Genomic DNA, 18,979 nt, shown 5'->3' on the forward strand with positions numbered 1-18,979 from the left:
ATACGGTCCCCGTCGAGGGGCGGTATGGCGCCTCGGTCGCGTTAAGCCCGTGGGCGGTCCGGCTCCGCCGGCCGCTGGGCGAAACCCACGGTGCCGACCCGACGTGCCGGGCCGGAGTGCCGAGCGCTCGAGGAGGGCGGTGGCTCAGCCGACGCGGGTGACGACGCTGGTCGCCAGGGCGGAAAGGGCGTCCTTGGCCTCGCTGTCGGGCAGCCCGGCGAGGGCCGCGGTGGCCTCGGCGGCCACGGCGTTCGTCCGCTCCTGGGCCCGGTCCATCGCCGGGTGCACCCGCAGCAGCTCCAGGGCCTCGGCCAGGGACGCGTCGTCCTGGATCTCGGACCGCAGCAGCTCCTGGAGCCGGGCGTCCGCCGGGTCGGTGGAGGCCAGCGCGTAGAGGACTGGGAGGGTCCGCTTGCCCTCGCGCAGGTCCGTCCCGGGCATCTTGCCCATGGACTCGGAGTCCGAGGCGATGTCGATGAGGTCGTCGGCGAGCTGGAACGCCATACCGAGCCGTTCGCCGTACTCACGCAGCGTCTCGGTGGTGGCGGCGTCGCAGCCGCTGAACATCGCGCCGTACCGGGCCGCGGTGGCGATGAGGACACCGGTCTTGTCGGCGAGGACCTGCAGGTAGTAGTCGGTCGCGTCGACCCCCTCGGGCGCGCGGCGGGTGTCACGGATCTGGCCGGAGCACAGCCGCACGAACGTGCGGGCCTGGATCTTCACGGCCTCCGGGCCGAGGTCGGCGATGATCGACGAGGCGGTGCCGAAGAGCAGGTCACCGACGAGGATCGCCGTGGAGTTGTCGTACTTCGCGTTGGCGCTCGGAGCCCCGCGTCGCACGTCCGCCTCGTCCATGACGTCGTCGTGGTAGAGCGAGGCGAGGTGGGTGAGCTCGACACCGGTCGCCGCGGCGACCACGTCGTCGTTCACCCCCGAGCCCACCTCGGCGGCGAGCAGGGTGAGCAGCGGGCGGAACCGCTTGCCCCCCGCCTCGGCGAGGTGGATGTTGGCCCCTGCGATGAACGGGTCCTCGTGGTCCACCTCGCGCCGCAGCAGCGCGTCGACGGCCTCGAGGCCGTCGGCGAGTCGCGCGTTGAGCTCGTCGGACGTGGCCGGAAGGGCCAGGACCGGCGGGGTGGGGCTCACGTGGTCGACCCGGGTCACTTCACCAGGAACTGCGACGAGCGCGCGGCGAGGTCGAGGACCTGCGACGGCAGCACGCCGAGGACGAGCGTGACGAGGGTGCCGATGGTGATCGCCACGGTGGTGAACGGCGACGCGGTCTCCGCGACGACGGTCTCCCCGGCCGGCGGCTCGGTGAAGTACATGAGCACGATCAGGCGCACGTAGACGAACGCCGTGATGACGCTGCACAGCACACCGATGACGACCAGCCACACCCCGGCGCGGCCACCGAAGGCGACGGCCGGCGAGAAGGCGGCGAACTTTGCGGTGAAGCCCGAGGTGAGCGGGATGCCCGCGAACGCGAGCAGCAGGAACGCGAAGACCCCGGCGACCACCGGGTGGTTGCGGCCCAGGCCTGCCCACTGCGACAGGTGGGAGGCCTCGGACCCGCCCTGGCGCACCATCGAGACGATGGCGAAGGCGGCGATGGTCATGAAGCCGTAGGCGACGAGGTAGAACATCGTGCCCGAGACACCGGTCCGGTCGAAGGACAGCACGGCGACGAGGATGAACCCGGCGTGCGCGATCGAGGAGTACGCCAGCAGGCGCTTGACGTCGGTCTGGGTGACGGACAGGACCGCGCCGACGACCATGGTCAGGGCGGCGACGGCGATGACGCCACCGCGCCAGTCCCACCGGTTGGCGTCGATGCCGACGTACACGATCCGCAGGATGGCGCCGAAGGCGGCGACCTTGGTGCAGGCGGCCATGAAGCCCGTGACCGGGGTCGGCGCACCCTGGTAGACGTCGGGGGTCCACGAGTGGAACGGCACCGCACCGACCTTGAACAGCAGGCCCACGAGGACGAACACCACACCGGGCAGCAGCAGGCCCTCGAGGTTGCCGGGGGCCGCCGTGACGGCCTTGGCGATGTCGGCGATGTAGAGCGAGCCGGCGTAGCCGTAGAGCAGGGCGGCACCGAAGAGGAAGAACGCCGAGCTGAACGCGCCGAGGAGGAAGTACTTCAGCGACGCCTCCTGCGAGAGCAGGCGACGGCGTCGGGCCAGGCCGCAGAGCAGGTACAGCGGCAGCGACAGGACCTCGAGCGCGACGAACATCGTCAGCAGGTCGCCAGCGGCCGGGAAGAGCATCATGCCGAGCACGGCGAACATCGTCAGCGGGAAGACCTCGCTGGTCGCCAGGCCGGCACGCAGGGCCGCGGCCTCGTGCGGCGAACCGGGGACGGCGGCACCCATCGGCGTGAACGCGTCCGCGCCCTGGCCACCGAACTTCTCCGCCATCGTCAGGACACCGAGGATCGACATCGCCAGGATGGCGCCCTGGAGGAACAGCGACGGCCCGTCGATGATGACGGCCTGGGCCAGCGTGCCACCGCGGTTCTTCGCGTCGGCCGACACGGTCACGAGGACCACGAGGGCGGCCACGAGGGTCGCGAGGGCCAGTGCCACCTGGGTGGTGTGGCGGATCCGCCGCGGCGCGAACGCCTCGACGAGCACGCCGACGAGCGCACCGACGATGACGATGAGCATCGGGGCGATGGCGCCGTAGTTGAAGTCGGCGGCCTGGAAGGCAGCCGGCACCATCGGCGTGGACAGGACTGTCACGGCGGGCATTACTTCGTGCTCCCGTCAGCGGAGGTGGGGGCGGGGTCGGTGACACCGACGTAGCTCAGGGTCTTGGCGACCGCCGGGTTGAGGACGTCCAGCGCCGGCTTGGGGTAGAAGCCCAGGACGATGAACGCGGCGATCAGCGGGGCCACGACGATCTTCTCGCGCAGCGAGATGTCACGGACCGGGGCGTCGAGCTCGGGCTTTGCGCCGGTCATCATCCGCTTGTACATGAGCAGGATGTAGAGCGCGGCGAGGACGATGCCCGCCGTCGCGACGACCGCCGCGAACTTGTAGCGCTGGAACGTCCCGACGAGCACGAGGAACTCCGAGACGAACGAGCTCAGACCCGGCAGCGCCAGGCCCGACAGGCCGGCGACGAGGAACACGCCGGCGAGGCCGGGCGTCACCCGCTGCCAGCCGCCGAAGTCCGGGATGCGCTTGCTCCCCCGACGGGTCACGAGCATCGCGGCGATGAGGAACAGCGCCGCGGTCGAGAAGCCGTGGTTGAGCATGTACAGCGTCGAGCCGGCCCCGGCGGTCGTGGTGAGGGCGAAGATGCCCAGCACGATGAAGCCGAAGTGGCTGACCGAGGTGTAGGCGATCAGGCGCATGACGTCGGTCTGGCCGATGGCCAGCAGCGCGCCGTACATGATGGAGATGACCGCCAGGGTCAGGACCACCGGGGTCGCCCACTTCGACGCCTCGGGGAACAGCTGGAGGCAGAAGCGGATCATCCCGTAGGTGCCCACCTTGTCGAGGACACCGACGAGCAGGACCGCGGTCGCGGGGCGCGCCTCGGTCGCTGCGTCGGGCAGCCAGGTGTGCACCGGCCACATCGGCGCCTTCACCGCGAAGGCGAAGAAGAACGCGACGAACATCAGGCGCTCGGGCGTGGTGCCGAGGTCGAGTCCGGTGAGCTTGGTGACGAGGAAGCCGTCCGAGCCGCCCGGGCCGTAGTGGTACAGCGCCAGGACGCCCACGAGCATCACCAGTCCACCCGCGAGGGAGAAAAGCAGGAACTTCACCGCGGCGTACTGGCGGCGCGCGCCACCGTAGGAGCCGATGAGGAAGTAGACCGGGATGAGCATGGCCTCGAAGAACACGTAGAACAGGAACACGTCGGTGGCGGCGAAGACACCGACCATGAACGTCTCCAGCACGAGCATCAGCGCGAAGTAGTTCTTCTCGCGCTTGCCGCCCTCGGGCACGTCGTTCCACGCGGCGAGGACGCACACCGGCGTGAGGATGACGGCCAGCAGGATCATCACGAGCGCGGTGCCGTCGACACCGAGCGCGTAGGACACACCGAACTGCGGGATCCACTCGTGCTGCTCGGTGAGCTGGAACTGCGCGTCGGACTTCGTCGTGAACTGCAGGGCAGCTGCGATGCCCATCACCAACGTCACGAGCGAGAAGCCCAGCGCGACGTGCTTGGCACGGTCGGTCACCCCTGCCGGGAGGGCGGCCACGACGGCAGCACCGATGAGCGGGATCAACCCGATCACGGTCAGCCAGGGGAAGTTCGTCATCACTGGATCACCCACAGAGCACCGAGAATCACGACGACGCCGGCAAGCATCGTCAGGGCATAGGAACGTGCGAAGCCGTTCTGCAGGCGACGCAGGCGGCTGGACGTGCCGCCGACGAGGGCAGCCAGGCCGCCGAACCCGCCGTCGACGCCGCGGTTGTCCGCGAAGACGAGGGCACGGGTCAGGTGCAGGCCGGGGCGCATGAAGACGCCCTCGTTGACGTCGTCCTGGTAGAGGTCGCGGCGCGCGGCCCGGGTGACCAGCGAACCGGTCGGCTGGGCCTGCGGCACCTCGTCGCGCCAGTACCGCATCCACGCGAGGCCGGCACCGCCGAGGACGAGCAGGAGCGTCAGGCCGGTGATGACCGGGACGGCCAGCACCGGGTGCTCCTCGCCGTGCTCCCCCACCACCGGCGCGAGCCAGTGCGTGAAGGTGCCACCGATGGACAGCACGCCACCGAGGAGGGCCGAGCCGACGGCCAGCACCATCATCGGGACGGTCATCGTCAGCGGGGACTCGTGCGGGTGCACGTCCTCGGTCCAGCGCTTCTTGCCGTGGAAGGTCATGAAGAACAGGCGCGACATGTAGAAGGCGGTGATGCCCGCGCCGATCATGGCGGTGAGGCCGAAGACCCACGGACGCCAGCCCTCACCGATGAACGCCGCCTCGATGATCTTGTCCTTGGACCAGAAGCCCGAGAACGGCGGGACGCCGAGGATCGCGAGCCAGCCGAGCCCGAACGTGACCCAGGTGATCTTCATCAGGCCGGACAGGCCACCGAAGCGACGCATGTCGACCTGGTCGTTCATGCCGTGCATGACCGAACCGGCACCGAGGAACATCCCGGCCTTGAAGAAGCCGTGCGTGAGCAGGTGGAAGATCGCGAACGCCGCACCGACCGGTCCGAGCCCGGCGGCGAGCATCATGTAGCCGATCTGGCTCATGGTCGAGGCCGCCAGGGCCTTCTTGATGTCGTCCTTGGCACAACCGACCACCGCACCGAAGAGCAGCGTGATCGCACCCACGATGACCACGACCAGCTGGGCGTTCGGCGCGTTGTTGAAGATGAAGCCGCTGCGCACGACGAGGTAGACGCCGGCGGTGACCATGGTCGCCGCGTGGATCAGCGCCGAGACCGGCGTGGGGCCGGCCATCGCGTCGCCGAGCCAGCTCTGCAGCGGGAACTGCGCCGACTTGCCGCAGGCACCGAGCAGCAGCATCAGGCCGATCGCGGTGAGCACACCCTGACCGGCACCACCCTCCGCCGCCTGCTGGACCCCGGCGAAGGAGACCGTCCCGAACGCCGCGAACATGATCATGATCGCGACGGACAGGCCGAAGTCACCGACGCGGTTGACCACGAACGCCTTGTTGGCAGCCGTCGCGTACGCCGGGTTGTGGTTCCAGAACCCGATGAGCAGGTAGGACGCGAGACCCACACCCTCCCAGCCGACGTACAGCAGCAGGTAGGAGTCGGACAGCACGAGCAGCAGCATCGCGGCCACGAACAGGTTGAGGTAGGCGAAGAACCGGCGCTTGTCCGGGTCGTGCTCCATGTAGCCGAGGGAGTAGACGTGGATCAGCGAGCCGACGAATGTCACGAGCAGCACGAACACCACGGACAGCTGGTCGATGAGCATGCCGGCGTCGACGTTGAACGACCCGGCCGGCACCCAGCTGAACAGGTGCAGCGACGCGGCGCGCGACTCGTGGTCGCGCCCGATCATCGAGATCCAGATGATGGCGCCGACGAGGAACGCGGCCCACGACATGGCGGTCGCGAACAGCGGCCCCCACTTGTCGGTGGCGCGTCCCCCGAGGAGGAGGACGGCGGCACCGAGCAGCGGGAGAGCCACCAGGAGCCACGCGTATGCCGTGATGCCGGTGGCCGCGGTGGCGGCACCGTCGGCGGCGGCGAGAGTTGCGAGGGAAGTCACCTTCGAGGCCCCTTCTACAGCTTCAGGAGGTTGGCGTCGTCGACCGAGGCCGACCTGCGGGCACGGAAGATGGCCATGATGATCGCGAGGCCGACCACGACCTCGGCGGCCGCGACCACCATGACGAACAGGGCGATCACCTGGCCGTCGAGGGAGCCGTGCATCCGCGCGAAGGTCACGAACATCAGGTTGGTCGCGTTGAGCATGAGCTCGACACCCATGAACACGACGATGGCGTTGCGCCGCATGAGGACGGTGGCTCCACCGATCGCGAACAGGATCGTCGCGAGGTAGATGTAGTTGACGAGGTTCATCGCTGTGAGCCCTCCTCGATCTCGTGCTCGATGTCGTGCTCGGACTCGATGTGCGGGACGGGGGTCACGATCTGCTCGCGGGCGGTCAGCACGCGCGAGACGGACAGCTCGCTCGGGGTGCCGTCGGGAAGCAGGGCCGGGGTGTCGACCGCGTTGCTGCGGGCGTAGACACCCGGCGCGGGGAGGCCGGCGACGTTGCGGTTGTCACGGATGCGCCGCTCGGACCACAGCCGCTGGCTCGGCTTGGCGCCGATCCGCTCGCGGTGGGCCAGCACCATCGCGCCGAGCGCAGCGGTGATGAGCAGGGCCGAGGTGACCTCGAAGGTCCAGACGTACTTGCCGAAGATCAGCTCGGCGACACCGGTGATGTTGCCGGGGCTGTCGTTGACACCGGCCAGGCCCTTCATGGGGCCGAACTCCACGCGGCCGACAGCCGTGAAGACCAGCGTGCCGAGGCCGAGCGCCAACAACAGCGACGCCCACTTCTGGCCCTTGAGGGTCTCGACGAGCGAGTCCGAGGAGTCGACGCCGACGAGCATGAGGACGAAGAGGAACAGCATCATCACGGCGCCGGTGTAGACGAAGATCTGGATGATGCCCAGGAAGTCCGCCTCCTGCGCGATGTAGAAGATGCCGAGGTTGATCATCACCAGGGCCATGCCGATGGCGGCGTGCACCGCCTTCTTCGCGAAGAGCAGCCCGGTGGCCGCCACGACGGAGACCGGCGCGAGGATCCAGAAGAGCACCTGCTCACCGAGCCCGGTCATCGGCGCACCGCCTCTCCGCTGCTGTCGCGGGTGGCCTGACCGGTCACCACGGTGTCGACGCCCTCGACGGGGTCGCCGCTGGCAGCGACGCCGTCGCGGGGGGCGGTGTCGTGCTCCTTCACCCATGCCTCCTGCTCGGGGGTCGACCGAGCGACCTTGCCCTGGTAGTAGTCGCGCTCCTCCAGGCCGTCGACCATCGGGTGCGGCGCGGGGAGCATCCCCTCGGAGAGCGGCGCGAGCAGCTGCTCCTTGGTGAAGATGAGGTCAGCCCGGTTGTCGTCGGCGAGCTCGTAGAAGTTCGTCATCGTCAGGGCGCGCGTCGGGCAGGCCTCGATGCACAGGCCGCAGAAGATGCAGCGCAGGTAGTTGATCTGGTAGACGCGGCCGTAGCGCTCGCCGGGCGAGAAGCGGCCCAGACCGCCCTCGCTGTCGTCGTTCGCAGCACCCTCGACGAGGATCGCGTCGGCCGGGCAGGCCCACGCGCACAGCTCGCAGCCGACGCACTTCTCGAGGCCGTCCGGGTGCCGGTTCAGCTGGTGGCGACCGTGGTAGCGAGGCTGCGTCGGACGCTTCTCCTCGGGGTACTCCTCGGTCTCCAGCTTGCGGAACATCGTGGCGAAGGTGACGCCGAACCCGCCGACCGGGGCGAAGAGGTCGGCGAAGAACCCGCTCTTCTTGTCGTCAGCTGGTCGACCAGCTGCTCGGTCAGCCACGAGCGGCCTCCTTCTGGGTTGCGTCCGTGCGGTCGCTGATGGCCATGGTCGGCTCCTTCAGGCGCTGTCCGGGCAGGGGTGGCACCGGGTACCCACCCGCGAACGGGTCGATCTCCTCCGGTGCGGGGGCGGAGCGGGCGGCGTCCTTCTCGATCTTCTTGTTGTCCCAGATCCACACCGCGAGCAGTGCCGCGAGGGACACGATGACGACGAAGACGATGCTGAAGACCGGGAACTGCCGGTTGCCCAGGGTCAGGGCGGCGTCACCGAAGTAGCCGAGCTGGCTGCCACGGATGAAGGCGACGACGACGACCCAGCCCAGGGTGACGGGGATGAGGAACTTCCAGCCGAACCGCATGAACTGGTCGTAGCGGACACGCGGCAGGGAGCCGCGCAGCCAGACGAAGAAGAACATGAAGAGCCAGAGCTTGATGACGAACCAGAGCAGACCCCACCAGCCGTGGTTGAACATGCCGTCGTTGATGGCGGCGATGCCGGGAGGCGCCTGCCAGCCACCGAGGAACATCGTCGTGGCCAGCGCCGCGACGGTGAACATGTTGACGTACTCGCCGAGGAAGAACATCGCGAACTTCAGCGACGAGTACTCGGTGTGGAAGCCACCGGTGAGCTCGCCCTCGCCCTCGGCGAGGTCGAAGGGCAGTCGGTTGGTCTCGCCGACCATCGTGATGACGTAGACGAAGAAGCTGAAGAACGCCGGGATGATGTACCAGAGGTCCTTCTGCGAGGCGACGATCTGCGAGGTCGACATCGAGCCGGAGTAGAGGAACACGGCGACGAGCGACAGGCCCATGGCGATCTCGTAGGAGATGACCTGGGCGGTCGAGCGCAGTCCACCGAGCAGCGGGTAGGTCGAGCCCGACGACCAGCCGGCCAGCACGATGCCGTAGACGCCGACACCGGCGACGGCGAGCACGAGCAGCACCGCCACGGGGATGTCGGTCAGCTGCAGCGGCGTCCGGTGGCCGAACATCGAGACGGTCGGGCCGAGCGGGATGATCGCGAACGACACGAACGCCATGGCACCCGCGATGGCCGGGGCGAGTGCGAAGACGACCTTGTCGGCGTTCTTCGGCGTCAGGTCCTCCTTGAGGGCCAGCTTGACGCCGTCGGCGAGGGTCTGCAGCAGCCCGAACGGACCGGTGCGGTTGGGTCCGGGACGCTGCTGCATCCGACCGATCACGCGACGCTCGAACCAGATGACGATCAGCGTGTTGACGAGCAGGAACACGAAGACGAGCAACGCCTTGACCAGGTGCAGCCACCACGGCGTGTCGCTGAAGTCGGCGCTGGGGTTGTCGGCGAACGGCGCGCTCCCCAGCCCGGCCGGGAGGTGCGGCAGGGCGGTGACTGCCTGCGCGGCATACGTCACGGTGCTCACTGGGTGACCTTCCTGTCCACGGCGTTCGCGGCCTTCGTGAGGGACACGAGGGCTCCCGCGTCGGCGCCCAGCGTGGCACGGACCCGGCTGCCCTCGGAGTTGGTGGGCAGCCACACGACGTGGTCGACCATGTCCGGCGTGACCTCGACCGGTGCGCTGATCGCACCCCGGTCGCCCGCCACCCGCACGGTGTCACCGTCGACGAGCCCGAGGGCCTCGGCGGTGGCGGCGGAGACGCGCGCCCGCGTGGCGTGGGCGGTGCCGGCCAGGAACGGCTCGCCGTCCTGCAGCGAACCGCGGTCGAGCAGGTGGTGCCAGGTGGCGAGGACGACCTTGCCCTCGGGCAGGTGCGGGACGTCACCGGCGGCGACGGACGGCGCGGCGGGCCGCTGGCCCTCCCACGGTCCGAGCGCGGACATGTCGGCGCGGACCTCGGTGAGCGTGCGCGCACCCAGGAACGAGCCGAGCTCGCCGGCCAGCATGTCCAGGACGCGGTAGTCGGAGTTGTGCGCGGTGTCGATCGCCGTGGCGAAGGGCCGGGTGCGCCCCTCCCAGTCGACGAAGGTGCCGCCCTTCTCCGCATGCGCGGCGACGGGGAACACGACGTCGGCGACCTCGGTGACCGACGAGGGCCGGACCTCCAGCGACACGACGAACGTCTTGGCCAGGGCCTCCTCCGCGCGCGGGTCGGCGAGGTCGCGGGCGTCGACGCCACCGACGACGAGGGCGTTGACGTCACCGGTGGTCGCCGCGGCGATGATGCCGGCGGTGTCGCGGCCGGGCGTGTCGGGCAGGCCGACGACGTCCCAGGCCTCGGCCACCTGCTGACGGGCAGCCGGGTCGGCGACCGGTCGGCCACCGGGCAGCAGGGTCGGGAGCGCACCGGCCTCCAGCGCACCACGCTCACCGGCCCGGCGGGGCACCCACGCGAGGCGGGCACCGACCGAGGAGGTGAGGGCCGCCGCGGCGGACAGCGCACCGGGGACGGTGGCCAGGCGCTCGCCGACGAGCACGACCGTGCCGGGCTCCTCGAGGGCCTGCGCGGCCTTGGCGGCGGCACCGTCGCCGGTGACCCCGTCACCGAGGGCGCGGAGCACCTCGGCCTCGGTACCGGGAGCGGCCGGGATGAGCGTGCCGCCCAGCTTCTCGAGGCCGCGCGTGGCGAACGGGGCCACGGCATACACGGCCGTCTTGTTCTTGCGGTGCGCCTTGCGCAGCCGCAGGAACACGATCGGGCTCTCCTCCTCCGGCTCGAAGCCGACGAGGACGACCGTCCTGGCCGTCTCCAGCTCGGCGTACGTCACGGCGGCACCGTGCGGGCCGGTGGCGACGACGGTGGAGGCGAGGAAGTCGGCCTCCTCCTGCGAGTGCGGGCGGGCGCGGAAGTCGACGTCGTTGGTGTCGACGACCGTGCGGGCGAACTTGGAGTAGGCGTAGGCGTCCTCGGCGGACACGCGGCCGCCGACGAGCACCCCGACGCCCTTGGCGGCGCGCAGGCCGTTGGCCGCTGCCTCGAGGGCCTCCGGCCACGACGCGACCTGCAGGTCACCGAACTCGTCACGCACCATCGGGTACTGGATCCGGTCGCCCGTGGTGGCGTACTGGAAGGCCCAGCGACCCTTGTCGCAGTTCCACTCCTCGTTGACCGCCGGGTCGTTGATCGCCATGCGACGCAGCACGACACCACGACGGTGGTCGGTGCGGATGGAGCAGCCGGAGGCGCAGTGCTCGCAGACGCTCGGCGTCGACATCAGGTCGAACGGACGGCTGCGGAAGCGGTAGGCCGCACCGGTGAGGGCGCCCACCGGGCAGATCTGCACGGTGTTGCCCGAGAAGTAGGACTCGAACGGCTGCTGCTCGTAGATGCCGACCTGCTGCAGGGCGCCGCGCTCGACCAGCGCGATGAACGGGTCACCGGCGATCTGGTCGGAGAAGCGGGTGCACCGGGCGCACAGGACGCAGCGCTCGCGGTCGAGCAGCACCTGGCTCGAGATGTTGATGGGCTTGGGGTAGGTGCGCTTGACGTCCTCGAAGCGGGACACCGCGCGACCGTTGCTCATCGCCTGGTTCTGCAGGGGGCACTCGCCGCCCTTGTCGCAGACCGGGCAGTCGAGCGGGTGGTTGATGAGCAGCAGCTCCATGACACCCTGCTGCGCCTTGTCGGCGACCGGCGAAGTCTGCTGGGTCTTGACCTGCATGCCCTCCGACACGGTGATCGTGCAGGAGGCCTGCGGCTTGGGCATGGCGCGCATGCTGCCGTCGGGGCCCGGGGTGGCGATGTCGACGAGGCACTGGCGGCAGGCGCCCACGGGCTCCAGCAGCGGGTGGTCGCAGAACCGCGGGATCTGGACGCCCACCTCCTCGGCGGCGCGGATCACCAGCGTGTTCTTCGGGACCGACACCTCCACGCCGTCGATGGTCAGGCTGACCTGGTCGACGGTGGCGGGCGGCGAGGCGTCGCCGCCCTTGCTGACGGCGTTGCCGCCGGCGCTGGGACTGGTCTGGACCGTCATGCGGTGGCCTTCTCCTTCGCGAACAGCGACGACTCCCTCGGATCGAAGGGGCAGCCACCGTTGGTGAGGTGTGCGAGGTACTCCTCGCGGAAGTACTGGATGCTGCTGGTGATCGGCGACGTGGCACCGTCACCCAGCGCGCAGAAGCTGCGACCGAGGATGTTGTCGCAGATGTCGAGCAGCTTGTCGAGGTCCTCCTCGGACCCCTCGCCGTGCTCGAGCCGGCCGAGGATCTGCTTGAGCCACCACGTGCCCTCACGGCACGGGGTGCACTTGCCGCAGGACTCGTGCTTGTAGAAGTCGGTCCAGCGGTCGACGGCCCGCACCACGCAGGTGGTGTCGTCGAAGATCTGCAGGGCGCGCGTGCCGAGCATCGAGCCCGCGGCCGCCACCGACTCGAAGTCGAGCGGGGTGTCGAGGTGCTCGTCGGTGAACAGCGGGGTGGAGGAGCCACCGGGCGTCCAGAACTTCAGCTTGTGGTTGGGGTCGCGCATCCCACCGGCCATGTCGAGCAGCTCGCGCAGCGTGATGCCCAGGGGCGCCTCGTACTGGCCGGGGCGCTTGACGTGGCCCGACAGGCTGAAGATGCCGAAGCCCTGGGACTTGGCGGTGCCCATGTCGGAGAACCAGTCGGCGCCGTGCAGCAGGATCGGCGGGACCGAGGCGATCGACTCGACGTTGTTGACCACGGTCGGGCGGGCGTAGAGGCCTGCGACGGCCGGGAACGGCGGCTTGAGGCGCGGTTGTCCGCGACGGCCCTCGAGGCTGTCGAGCAGCGCCGTCTCCTCGCCGCAGATGTAGGCGCCGGCACCCGCGTGCACGGTGATGTCCAGGTCGAAGCCGGAGCCGTGGATGTTCTTGCCCAGGTGGCCCGCGGCATACGCCTCCTCCACCGCGCGCAGCAGGCGGCGGTAGACGTGCACGACCTCGCCGCGCAGGTAGATGAAGGCGTGGTTGCAGCCGATGGCGTAGGAGGTGATGACGCAGCCCTCGATGAGGAACTGCGGTGCCGCCATCATGAGCGGGATGTCCTTGCAGGTGCCCGGCTCGGACTCGTCGGCGTTGACGACGAGGTAGCGGGGGCCGCCGTCCGGCGGGGGCAGGAAGCCCCACTTCATGCCGGTCGGGAAGCCTGCGCCCCCACGACCGCGCAGGCCGGAGTCCTTGGTCATCTGCACGAGGTCGGCGGGAGCCATCGAGAGCGCCTTCTTCAGCGCCTGGTAGCCCTCGTTCTTCTCGTACGTCTCCAGGGTCCAGGACTGCGGGTCGTCCCAGAACTTGGTGAGGATCGGGGTGAGCGTGGTGGCCACGGCTGTCACTTCCCCTCGGCGGGCTTGGAGCCCGCCTGCTCGTCGGCGGCGTTGGACGGCGTGTCGGTGGAGGAGCTGCGCCCCGGCGCCAGGCCGGCCGTGCCGGCGTCGCCGTCGGCGGGAGCGGCGTGCTTGGCGCCCGGGGCGGTCCAGTTGCGGTCCTTGGCGACCCGCAGGCCCTCGAGGGACGAGGGACCGGCGCCGACACCCTCGTCGGCGAGGCCGTCGTGGAAGCCGGCCAGGACGCGGGAGACCTGCTTGAAGCTGCAGACCTTCGCCGCGCCGCGCGTGGGGGCGACGTCCTTGCCCGCGCGCAGGTCGTCGACGAGCTGCTTGGTCGAGTCGGGCGTCTGGTTGTCGAAGAACTCCCAGTTGGCCATGATCACCGGCGCGTAGTCGCAGGCCGCGTTGCACTCGACCCGCTCGAGGGTGATCTTGCCGTCGGCCGTCGTCTCGTCGTGGCCGATGCCGAGGTGCTCGGAGACCTCGTCCCAGATCTGGTCGCCGCCCATGATGGCGCAGAGCGTGTTGGTGCAGACGCCGACGGTGTACTCACCGTTGGGGTGGCGCTTGTACTGCGTGTAGAACGTCGCGACGCCCGACACCTCGGCGGTGGTCAGGTCGAGGACCTCCGCGCAGAAGTCGATGCCGCGGCCCGTGACGTACCCGTCGACGCTCTGCACCAGGTGCAGCAGCGGCAGCAGCGCCGAACGCTTCTGCGGGTACTTCGCCACCACCTGGGCGGCGTCCTCGTGGAGGCCCGCCAGGACGTCGGCCGGGTAGGGCTCCTTGGACTCGACGGGGACGTTGAGGTGACCTGAGGCGGTCTGCAGTCCGAAGTTGTCTCCGCTCATCAGCGGTCCACGCCTCCCATGACGGGGTCGATCGAGGCCACGGCGACGATGACGTCGGCGATCTGGCTGCCCTCGCACATGGCGGCAGTGGCCTGCAGGTTGTTGAAGGACGGGTCCCGGAAGTGCGCGCGGTAGGGGCGCGTCCCGCCGTCGGACACCGTGTGGCAGCCGAGCTCGCCCTTGGGGCTCTCCACGGCGGCATACGCCTGGCCGGGCGGCACCCGGAAGCCCTCGGTCACCAGCTTGAAGTGGTGGATGAGCGACTCCATCGAGGTGCCCATGATCTCGCGGATGTGGTCGAGGCTGTTGCCCATGCCGTCGCCGCCGATGGCCAGCTGGGCCGGCCACGCGATCTTCTTGTCGGCGACCATGACCGGGCCCGGGTTCGACTGCAGGCGGTCGATGGCCTGCTCGACGATCTTGAGGGACTCGTACATCTCGTCGATGCGGATCCGCAGGCGGGCGTAGGCGTCGGCCTCGGTGCGGGTGATGACCTCGAACTCGTAGGTCTCATAGCCGCAGTAGGGGTCGAGCTTGCGCAGGTCGTGCGGCAGGCCGGTCGAGCGCAGCACCGGACCGGTGATGCCCAGGGCCATGCAGCCCGACAGGTCGAGGTAGCCGACGTCGACGGTGCGTCCCTTGAGGATGGGGTTCTCGTTGAGCAGGAGCTCGAGCTCGCCGAGTCCCTTGCGCAGCAACGGAACCGTGTCGCGCACCTTGTCGATGGCGCCCGGGGGCAGGTCCTGCGCGACGCCGCCGGGGCGGATGAACGCGTTGTTCATGCGCAGCCCGGTGACCATCTCGAAGATGGCCAGGATGCGCTCGCGCTCGCGGAAGCCGACGGTCATGACCGTGCTGGCCCCCATCTCCATGCCACCGGTCGCGAGGGCGACGAGGTGGGAGGTGATGCGGTTGAGCTCCATCATGAGGACGCGGATGACGTTGGCGCGCTCGGGGATCTGGTCGGTGATGCCGAGCAGCTTCTCCACGGACAGGCAGTACGCCGCCTCGTTGAAGAAGGGCGTCAGGTAGTCCATGCGGGTGCAGAACGTGACGCCCTGGGTCCAGGTGCGGAACTCCATGTTCTTCTCGATGCCGGTGTGCAGGTAGCCGATGCCCGCGCGGGTCTCGGTCACCGTCTCGCCGTCGAGCTCGAGGATGAGGCGCAGCACGCCGTGCGTCGACGGGTGCTGCGGACCCATGTTGACGACGATCCGCTCCTCGTGGAGGGCAGCGGCCTCGTCGACGAGCTGGTCCCAGTCGCCGCCGGTGGCGTTGAAGATGTGCGCGCCCTCGGCCGCAGCCGCGTCGGCTCCGGAGGTCGCGTAGATGTCGGTGGTGTCGGTGCTCATCAGTTGTAAGACCTCCGCTGGTCCGGCGGCGGGACCGTGGCCCCCTTGTACTCGACGGGGATGCCGCCGAGGGGGTAGTCCTTGCGCTGGGGGTGGCCCGGCCAGTCGTCGGGCATGAGGATCCGGGTCAGCGCGGGGTGGCCGTCGAACTGGATCCCGAACATGTCCCACGTCTCGCGCTCGTGCCAGTCGTTCGCCGGGTAGATCTCGACGATCGACGGGATGTGCGGGTCGGCGTCGGGGGCAGTGACCTCGACGCGGACCCGGCGTCCGCCGTGGGTGATCGACAGGAAGTGGTAGACCGCGTGGAGCTCTCGGCCCTCTTCCTGCGGGTGGTGCACACCGGACACGCCGGTGCAGATCTCGAAGCGCAGCGCGGGGTCGTCGCGCAGCGCCCGCGCGACCGCCCTGAGGTGCTCGCGCCGGACGAACAGGGTCAGCTCGCCCCGGTCGACGACCGCGCGCTCGACGGCCTCGGAGTAGGAGGCGGAGCCGCCCACCAGCCCCTGCTCGAGCCGGTCGGCGATCTCGTCGAAGTAGCTGCCGTACGGACGCACCGCGGCGGCCGGGAAGAGGATCGGGCTGACCATGCCGCCGTACCCGGTGGTGTCACCGGTGTCGGTGGCACCGAACATGCCGCGGCGCTCACCGACCTGGACGGGGTCGGGCGTGGTGCCGGGGGCGGCGGGGAGCCGGTCCCCGGTCTCGCGGTCGGTCACGGCGCCGGGCTCGGCCCCGACGGTGGCCCCGGCCACGACGGCGGCCGGCTGGTCGGGTCCGTCGCCCTTGTCGGCGGCGGCGTCAGCGGCCTTGTTGCCGAGGACGTCGCTGTTGGCGGTGGCCTGCTTCGGGTCCTTCTCGTCGCTCACGCGACACCTCCGTGCGCGCCGTGGTCGTGGCTGTGCGAGTGGCTGTGGGCGTGCGACGGGCCGGCAGCGGCCAGCGGCAGGCTGGTGCCCGCACCCTGGGCGAGCAGGCCGGTCATCTGGTGCGTCGGCGTCGCCGAGAGGGCGGCCGCCTCGGCCGCGCGGGCCGCAGCGACGCGGTTGACGCCGAGCTTGCTGTTCTGGATCTGCTCGTGCAGCGTCAGGATCGCGTTGAGGAGCATCTCGGGGCGGGGCGGACACCCTGGCAGGTAGACGTCGACCGGGATGATGTGGTCGACCCCCTGCACGATGGCGTAGTTGTTGAACATGCCACCGGAGCTGGCGCAGACACCCATGGAGATGACCCACTTGGGCTCGGGCATCTGGTCGTAGACCTGGCGCACGACGGGGGCCATCTTCTGGCTGACCCGGCCGGCGACGATCATCAGGTCGGCCTGGCGCGGCGTCGCGGAGAACCGCTCCATGCCGAACCGGGCGATGTCGTAGTCGGGCGTGCCGACGGCCATCATCTCGATGGCGCAGCAGGCCAGACCGAACGTGGCGGGCCAGACCGAGCTCTTGCGCATGTAGCCCGCGACCTGCTCGACCGTGCTCAGCAGGAAGCCTGCGGGCAGCTTCTCTTCGATTCCCATTGCTTTGTCCTAGTCCTCGTCAGTCCCACTCGAGGCCGCCGCGGCGCCACACGTATGCGTAGGCCACGAAGACGGTCAGGATGAACAGCACCATCTCGACGAGTGCGAAGAGACCGAGCTGGTTGAACGCGACGGCGAACGGGTAGAGGAACACCGATTCGATGTCGAAGATGATGAAGAGCATGGCGGTCAGGTAGTACTTGATCGGCACGCGCCCGCCGCCGGCGGCCTGGGGCGTCGGCTCGATGCCGCACTCATAGGCGTCGAGCTTCGCGCGGTTGTAGCGCTTGGGCCCCGCGATCGAGGCGGCGAAGACCGAGAACACGGCGAAGCCGCCACCGATCGCCAACAGGAAAAGCAGGGGGACGTAGGGGTTGCTCATCGCCGTGCCACTCCCCTTCCGAAGTCATCTGTGAGCTCATGTGTGACGTCGTGCTCGACGTCGTGGCTGACGCCGTGGGCGGCGTCAGGGCGGGACGTGCAGCCGGGCCGCGACGTGCGCGCCCCAATCCTAGGGGTGGCCTCCGAGATTGCACGACGGGTCATGCGTCGGGCGCCATCTTCGACAGGGCGGTGATGAGGCGGTCGCTCGCGTCGCCCCCGCGGGGCTCGGCGAGGTTGGCCATCACCTTGAGGAGGAACTTCATGAGCGTGGTGCGCGGAAGTCCGTACTTCGTGGCCAGGCGCATGATCTCGGGGTTGCCGATCATCTTCGCGAAGTACCGGCCGAGCGTGTAGTACCCGCCCAGCGAGTCGGCCATGACACCCGGGTAGGACTGCAGGACCCGCTCCCGCTGGGCGTCGTCGGTGCGGGCGAACGCCTGGGCGATCACCTCGGCCGCGAGCCGACCCGACTCCATGGCGTAGGCGATGCCCTCGCCGTTGAACGGGTTGACCATGCCGCCGGCGTCGCCGACGAGGAGGAGGCCCTGGTCGTAGTGCGGCTGGCGGTTGAAGCCCATCGGGAGCGCGGCTCCGCGGATCGGGCCGACCATCGTCTCGTCGGAGTAGGTCCACTCCTGCGGCATGGTGGCGACCCAGCGGCGCATGACGTCCTTGTAGTCCGTCTTGCCGAAGGCGCTGGAGGTGTTGAGGATGCCGAGCCCGACGTTGGAGGTGCCGTCACCGACACCGAAGATCCAGCCGTAGCCGGGCAGGAGCACCTTCTTGCCGTTCGCGTCGGTCGACCACAGCTCGAGCCAGGACTCGAGGTAGTCGTCGTCGTGGCGCGGGCTGGTGTAGTAGGTGCGGACCGCGACACCCATGGGTCGGTCCTCGCGCTTCTCGCGGCCCATCGCCAGGGACAACCGGGAGGAGTTGCCGTCGGCCGCCACGACCAGGGGTGCGGTGTAGCGCAGCTCCGGTCCGGTCGCCCGGCCCTTCTCGTCCGTGGCCTTGGCCGTGACACCGACGATGGACCCCTTGGAGTCCACGATCGGGCCGGTGACGTTGGTGCCCTCGCGCAGTCGCGCACCGTGCTTCACGGCGTGCTTGGCCAGGATGTCGTCGAAGTCCTGGCGCGTGCGCACCAGGCCGTAGGGCGGGAAGCTCGCGAGGTCCGGCCACGGCAGCGACAGGCGCATCCCGCCGCCGATGATCCGCAGCCCGTGGTTCTTGATCCAGCCGTCCTCCTCGGGCGTGGGGATGCCGAGGGTGATGAGCTCCTTGACCGCTCGCGGGGTCAGTCCGTCGCCGCAGACCTTCTCGCGCGGGAAGGTCGTCTTCTCCAGGAGGAGGACGTCCAGTCCCGTCATCGCCAGGTATGCCGCGGTCGCGGATCCCGCGGGACCCGCGCCGACGACGATGACGTCGGCGGTCTCGGTGGCTGCGCCGATCGTGGAGCTGCCTCCGACGACCTCGCTGATGCTGTGTGTCACGCCTGCCTCACCCGCTTGTGAACGACTTCACGAACTTCAAATGCGGAGTCTATTCCCGCCCTCATCGGCCCTCCTAGTAAGGCAGCCCTAACCGCCTGCCGCCCCGGCTCCAGCTCGGCACCGGCTCGGCGCGAGCCTC

At 69.6% G+C, this 18,979-nt stretch carries 16 protein-coding genes; all 16 read right to left on the reverse strand.

Going from position 1 to position 18,979, the window contains the following annotated elements:
* Nucleotides 1-144: 144 nt before the first annotated feature.
* The gene (locus ASC58_RS19930) at nucleotides 145-1,146 is read right to left on the reverse strand and encodes a polyprenyl synthetase family protein (RefSeq protein WP_056917254.1); all 1,002 of its coding nucleotides are present in this window, start codon (nucleotides 1,144-1,146) and stop codon (nucleotides 145-147) included.
* Between the two features lie 14 nt (nucleotides 1,147-1,160).
* Nucleotides 1,161-2,759, reverse strand: a complete 1,599-nt coding sequence (nuoN, locus tag ASC58_RS19935; RefSeq protein ID WP_056920511.1) for an NADH-quinone oxidoreductase subunit NuoN — start codon at nucleotides 2,757-2,759, stop codon at nucleotides 1,161-1,163.
* On the reverse strand, nucleotides 2,759-4,285 hold the full coding sequence (locus tag ASC58_RS19940) for an NADH-quinone oxidoreductase subunit M (RefSeq protein WP_056915559.1): 1,527 nt from the start codon (nucleotides 4,283-4,285) through the stop codon (nucleotides 2,759-2,761). Before ASC58_RS19940 ends, nuoN begins: the two co-directional genes overlap by 1 nt.
* Nucleotides 4,285-6,222: an NADH-quinone oxidoreductase subunit L gene (gene nuoL, locus ASC58_RS19945; RefSeq protein ID WP_056915560.1), complete on the reverse strand. Its 1,938-nt coding sequence runs from the start codon at nucleotides 6,220-6,222 to the stop codon at nucleotides 4,285-4,287. Before nuoL ends, ASC58_RS19940 begins: the two co-directional genes overlap by 1 nt.
* 14 nt (nucleotides 6,223-6,236) lie before the next feature.
* Entirely contained in the window at nucleotides 6,237-6,536 is a 300-nt protein-coding gene (nuoK, locus tag ASC58_RS19950) for an NADH-quinone oxidoreductase subunit NuoK (RefSeq protein ID WP_056915561.1), read from the reverse strand.
* Nucleotides 6,533-7,303: an NADH-quinone oxidoreductase subunit J gene (locus tag ASC58_RS19955; protein WP_056915562.1), complete on the reverse strand. Its 771-nt coding sequence runs from the start codon at nucleotides 7,301-7,303 to the stop codon at nucleotides 6,533-6,535. Before ASC58_RS19955 ends, nuoK begins: the two co-directional genes overlap by 4 nt.
* Complete coding sequence (gene nuoI / locus ASC58_RS19960; protein WP_082553495.1) at nucleotides 7,300-8,016, reverse strand: NADH-quinone oxidoreductase subunit NuoI; 717 nt, start codon at nucleotides 8,014-8,016, stop codon at nucleotides 7,300-7,302. Before nuoI ends, ASC58_RS19955 begins: the two co-directional genes overlap by 4 nt.
* The gene (gene nuoH / locus ASC58_RS19965) at nucleotides 8,009-9,376 is read right to left on the reverse strand and encodes an NADH-quinone oxidoreductase subunit NuoH (protein ID WP_056920537.1); all 1,368 of its coding nucleotides are present in this window, start codon (nucleotides 9,374-9,376) and stop codon (nucleotides 8,009-8,011) included. The genes nuoI and nuoH overlap by 8 nt, the downstream gene beginning before the upstream one ends.
* Nucleotides 9,377-9,411: 35 nt before the next feature.
* On the reverse strand, nucleotides 9,412-11,928 hold the full coding sequence (locus ASC58_RS19970) for an NADH-quinone oxidoreductase subunit G (protein ID WP_056920512.1): 2,517 nt from the start codon (nucleotides 11,926-11,928) through the stop codon (nucleotides 9,412-9,414).
* Complete coding sequence (gene nuoF, locus ASC58_RS19975; protein ID WP_056917256.1) at nucleotides 11,925-13,238, reverse strand: NADH-quinone oxidoreductase subunit NuoF; 1,314 nt, start codon at nucleotides 13,236-13,238, stop codon at nucleotides 11,925-11,927. The genes ASC58_RS19970 and nuoF overlap by 4 nt, the downstream gene beginning before the upstream one ends.
* A 5-nt stretch (nucleotides 13,239-13,243) precedes the next feature.
* Nucleotides 13,244-14,092, reverse strand: coding sequence for an NADH-quinone oxidoreductase subunit NuoE (nuoE, locus tag ASC58_RS19980; RefSeq protein WP_056920513.1), 849 nt, complete (start codon nucleotides 14,090-14,092; stop codon nucleotides 13,244-13,246).
* Complete coding sequence (locus ASC58_RS19985) at nucleotides 14,092-15,444, reverse strand: NADH-quinone oxidoreductase subunit D (protein WP_056915565.1); 1,353 nt, start codon at nucleotides 15,442-15,444, stop codon at nucleotides 14,092-14,094. The genes nuoE and ASC58_RS19985 overlap by 1 nt, the downstream gene beginning before the upstream one ends.
* A complete protein-coding gene (locus tag ASC58_RS19990) occupies nucleotides 15,444-16,163 on the reverse strand; it encodes an NADH-quinone oxidoreductase subunit C (RefSeq protein WP_056917257.1) in 720 nt (239 codons plus the stop codon). The genes ASC58_RS19985 and ASC58_RS19990 overlap by 1 nt, the downstream gene beginning before the upstream one ends.
* Nucleotides 16,164-16,309: 146 nt before the next feature.
* A complete protein-coding gene (locus tag ASC58_RS19995; RefSeq protein WP_235529344.1) occupies nucleotides 16,310-16,963 on the reverse strand; it encodes an NADH-quinone oxidoreductase subunit B family protein in 654 nt (217 codons plus the stop codon).
* Nucleotides 16,964-16,982: 19 nt separating this feature from the next.
* A complete protein-coding gene (locus tag ASC58_RS20000; RefSeq protein ID WP_056915566.1) occupies nucleotides 16,983-17,345 on the reverse strand; it encodes an NADH-quinone oxidoreductase subunit A in 363 nt (120 codons plus the stop codon).
* 160 nt (nucleotides 17,346-17,505) lie between these two features.
* Complete coding sequence (locus ASC58_RS20005; RefSeq protein ID WP_056920514.1) at nucleotides 17,506-18,840, reverse strand: geranylgeranyl reductase family protein; 1,335 nt, start codon at nucleotides 18,838-18,840, stop codon at nucleotides 17,506-17,508.
* Nucleotides 18,841-18,979 lie beyond the last annotated feature (139 nt).

The sequence above is a fragment of the Phycicoccus sp. Root101 genome, from assembly GCF_001426245.1.
GTDB lineage: Bacteria > Actinomycetota > Actinomycetes > Actinomycetales > Dermatophilaceae > Pedococcus.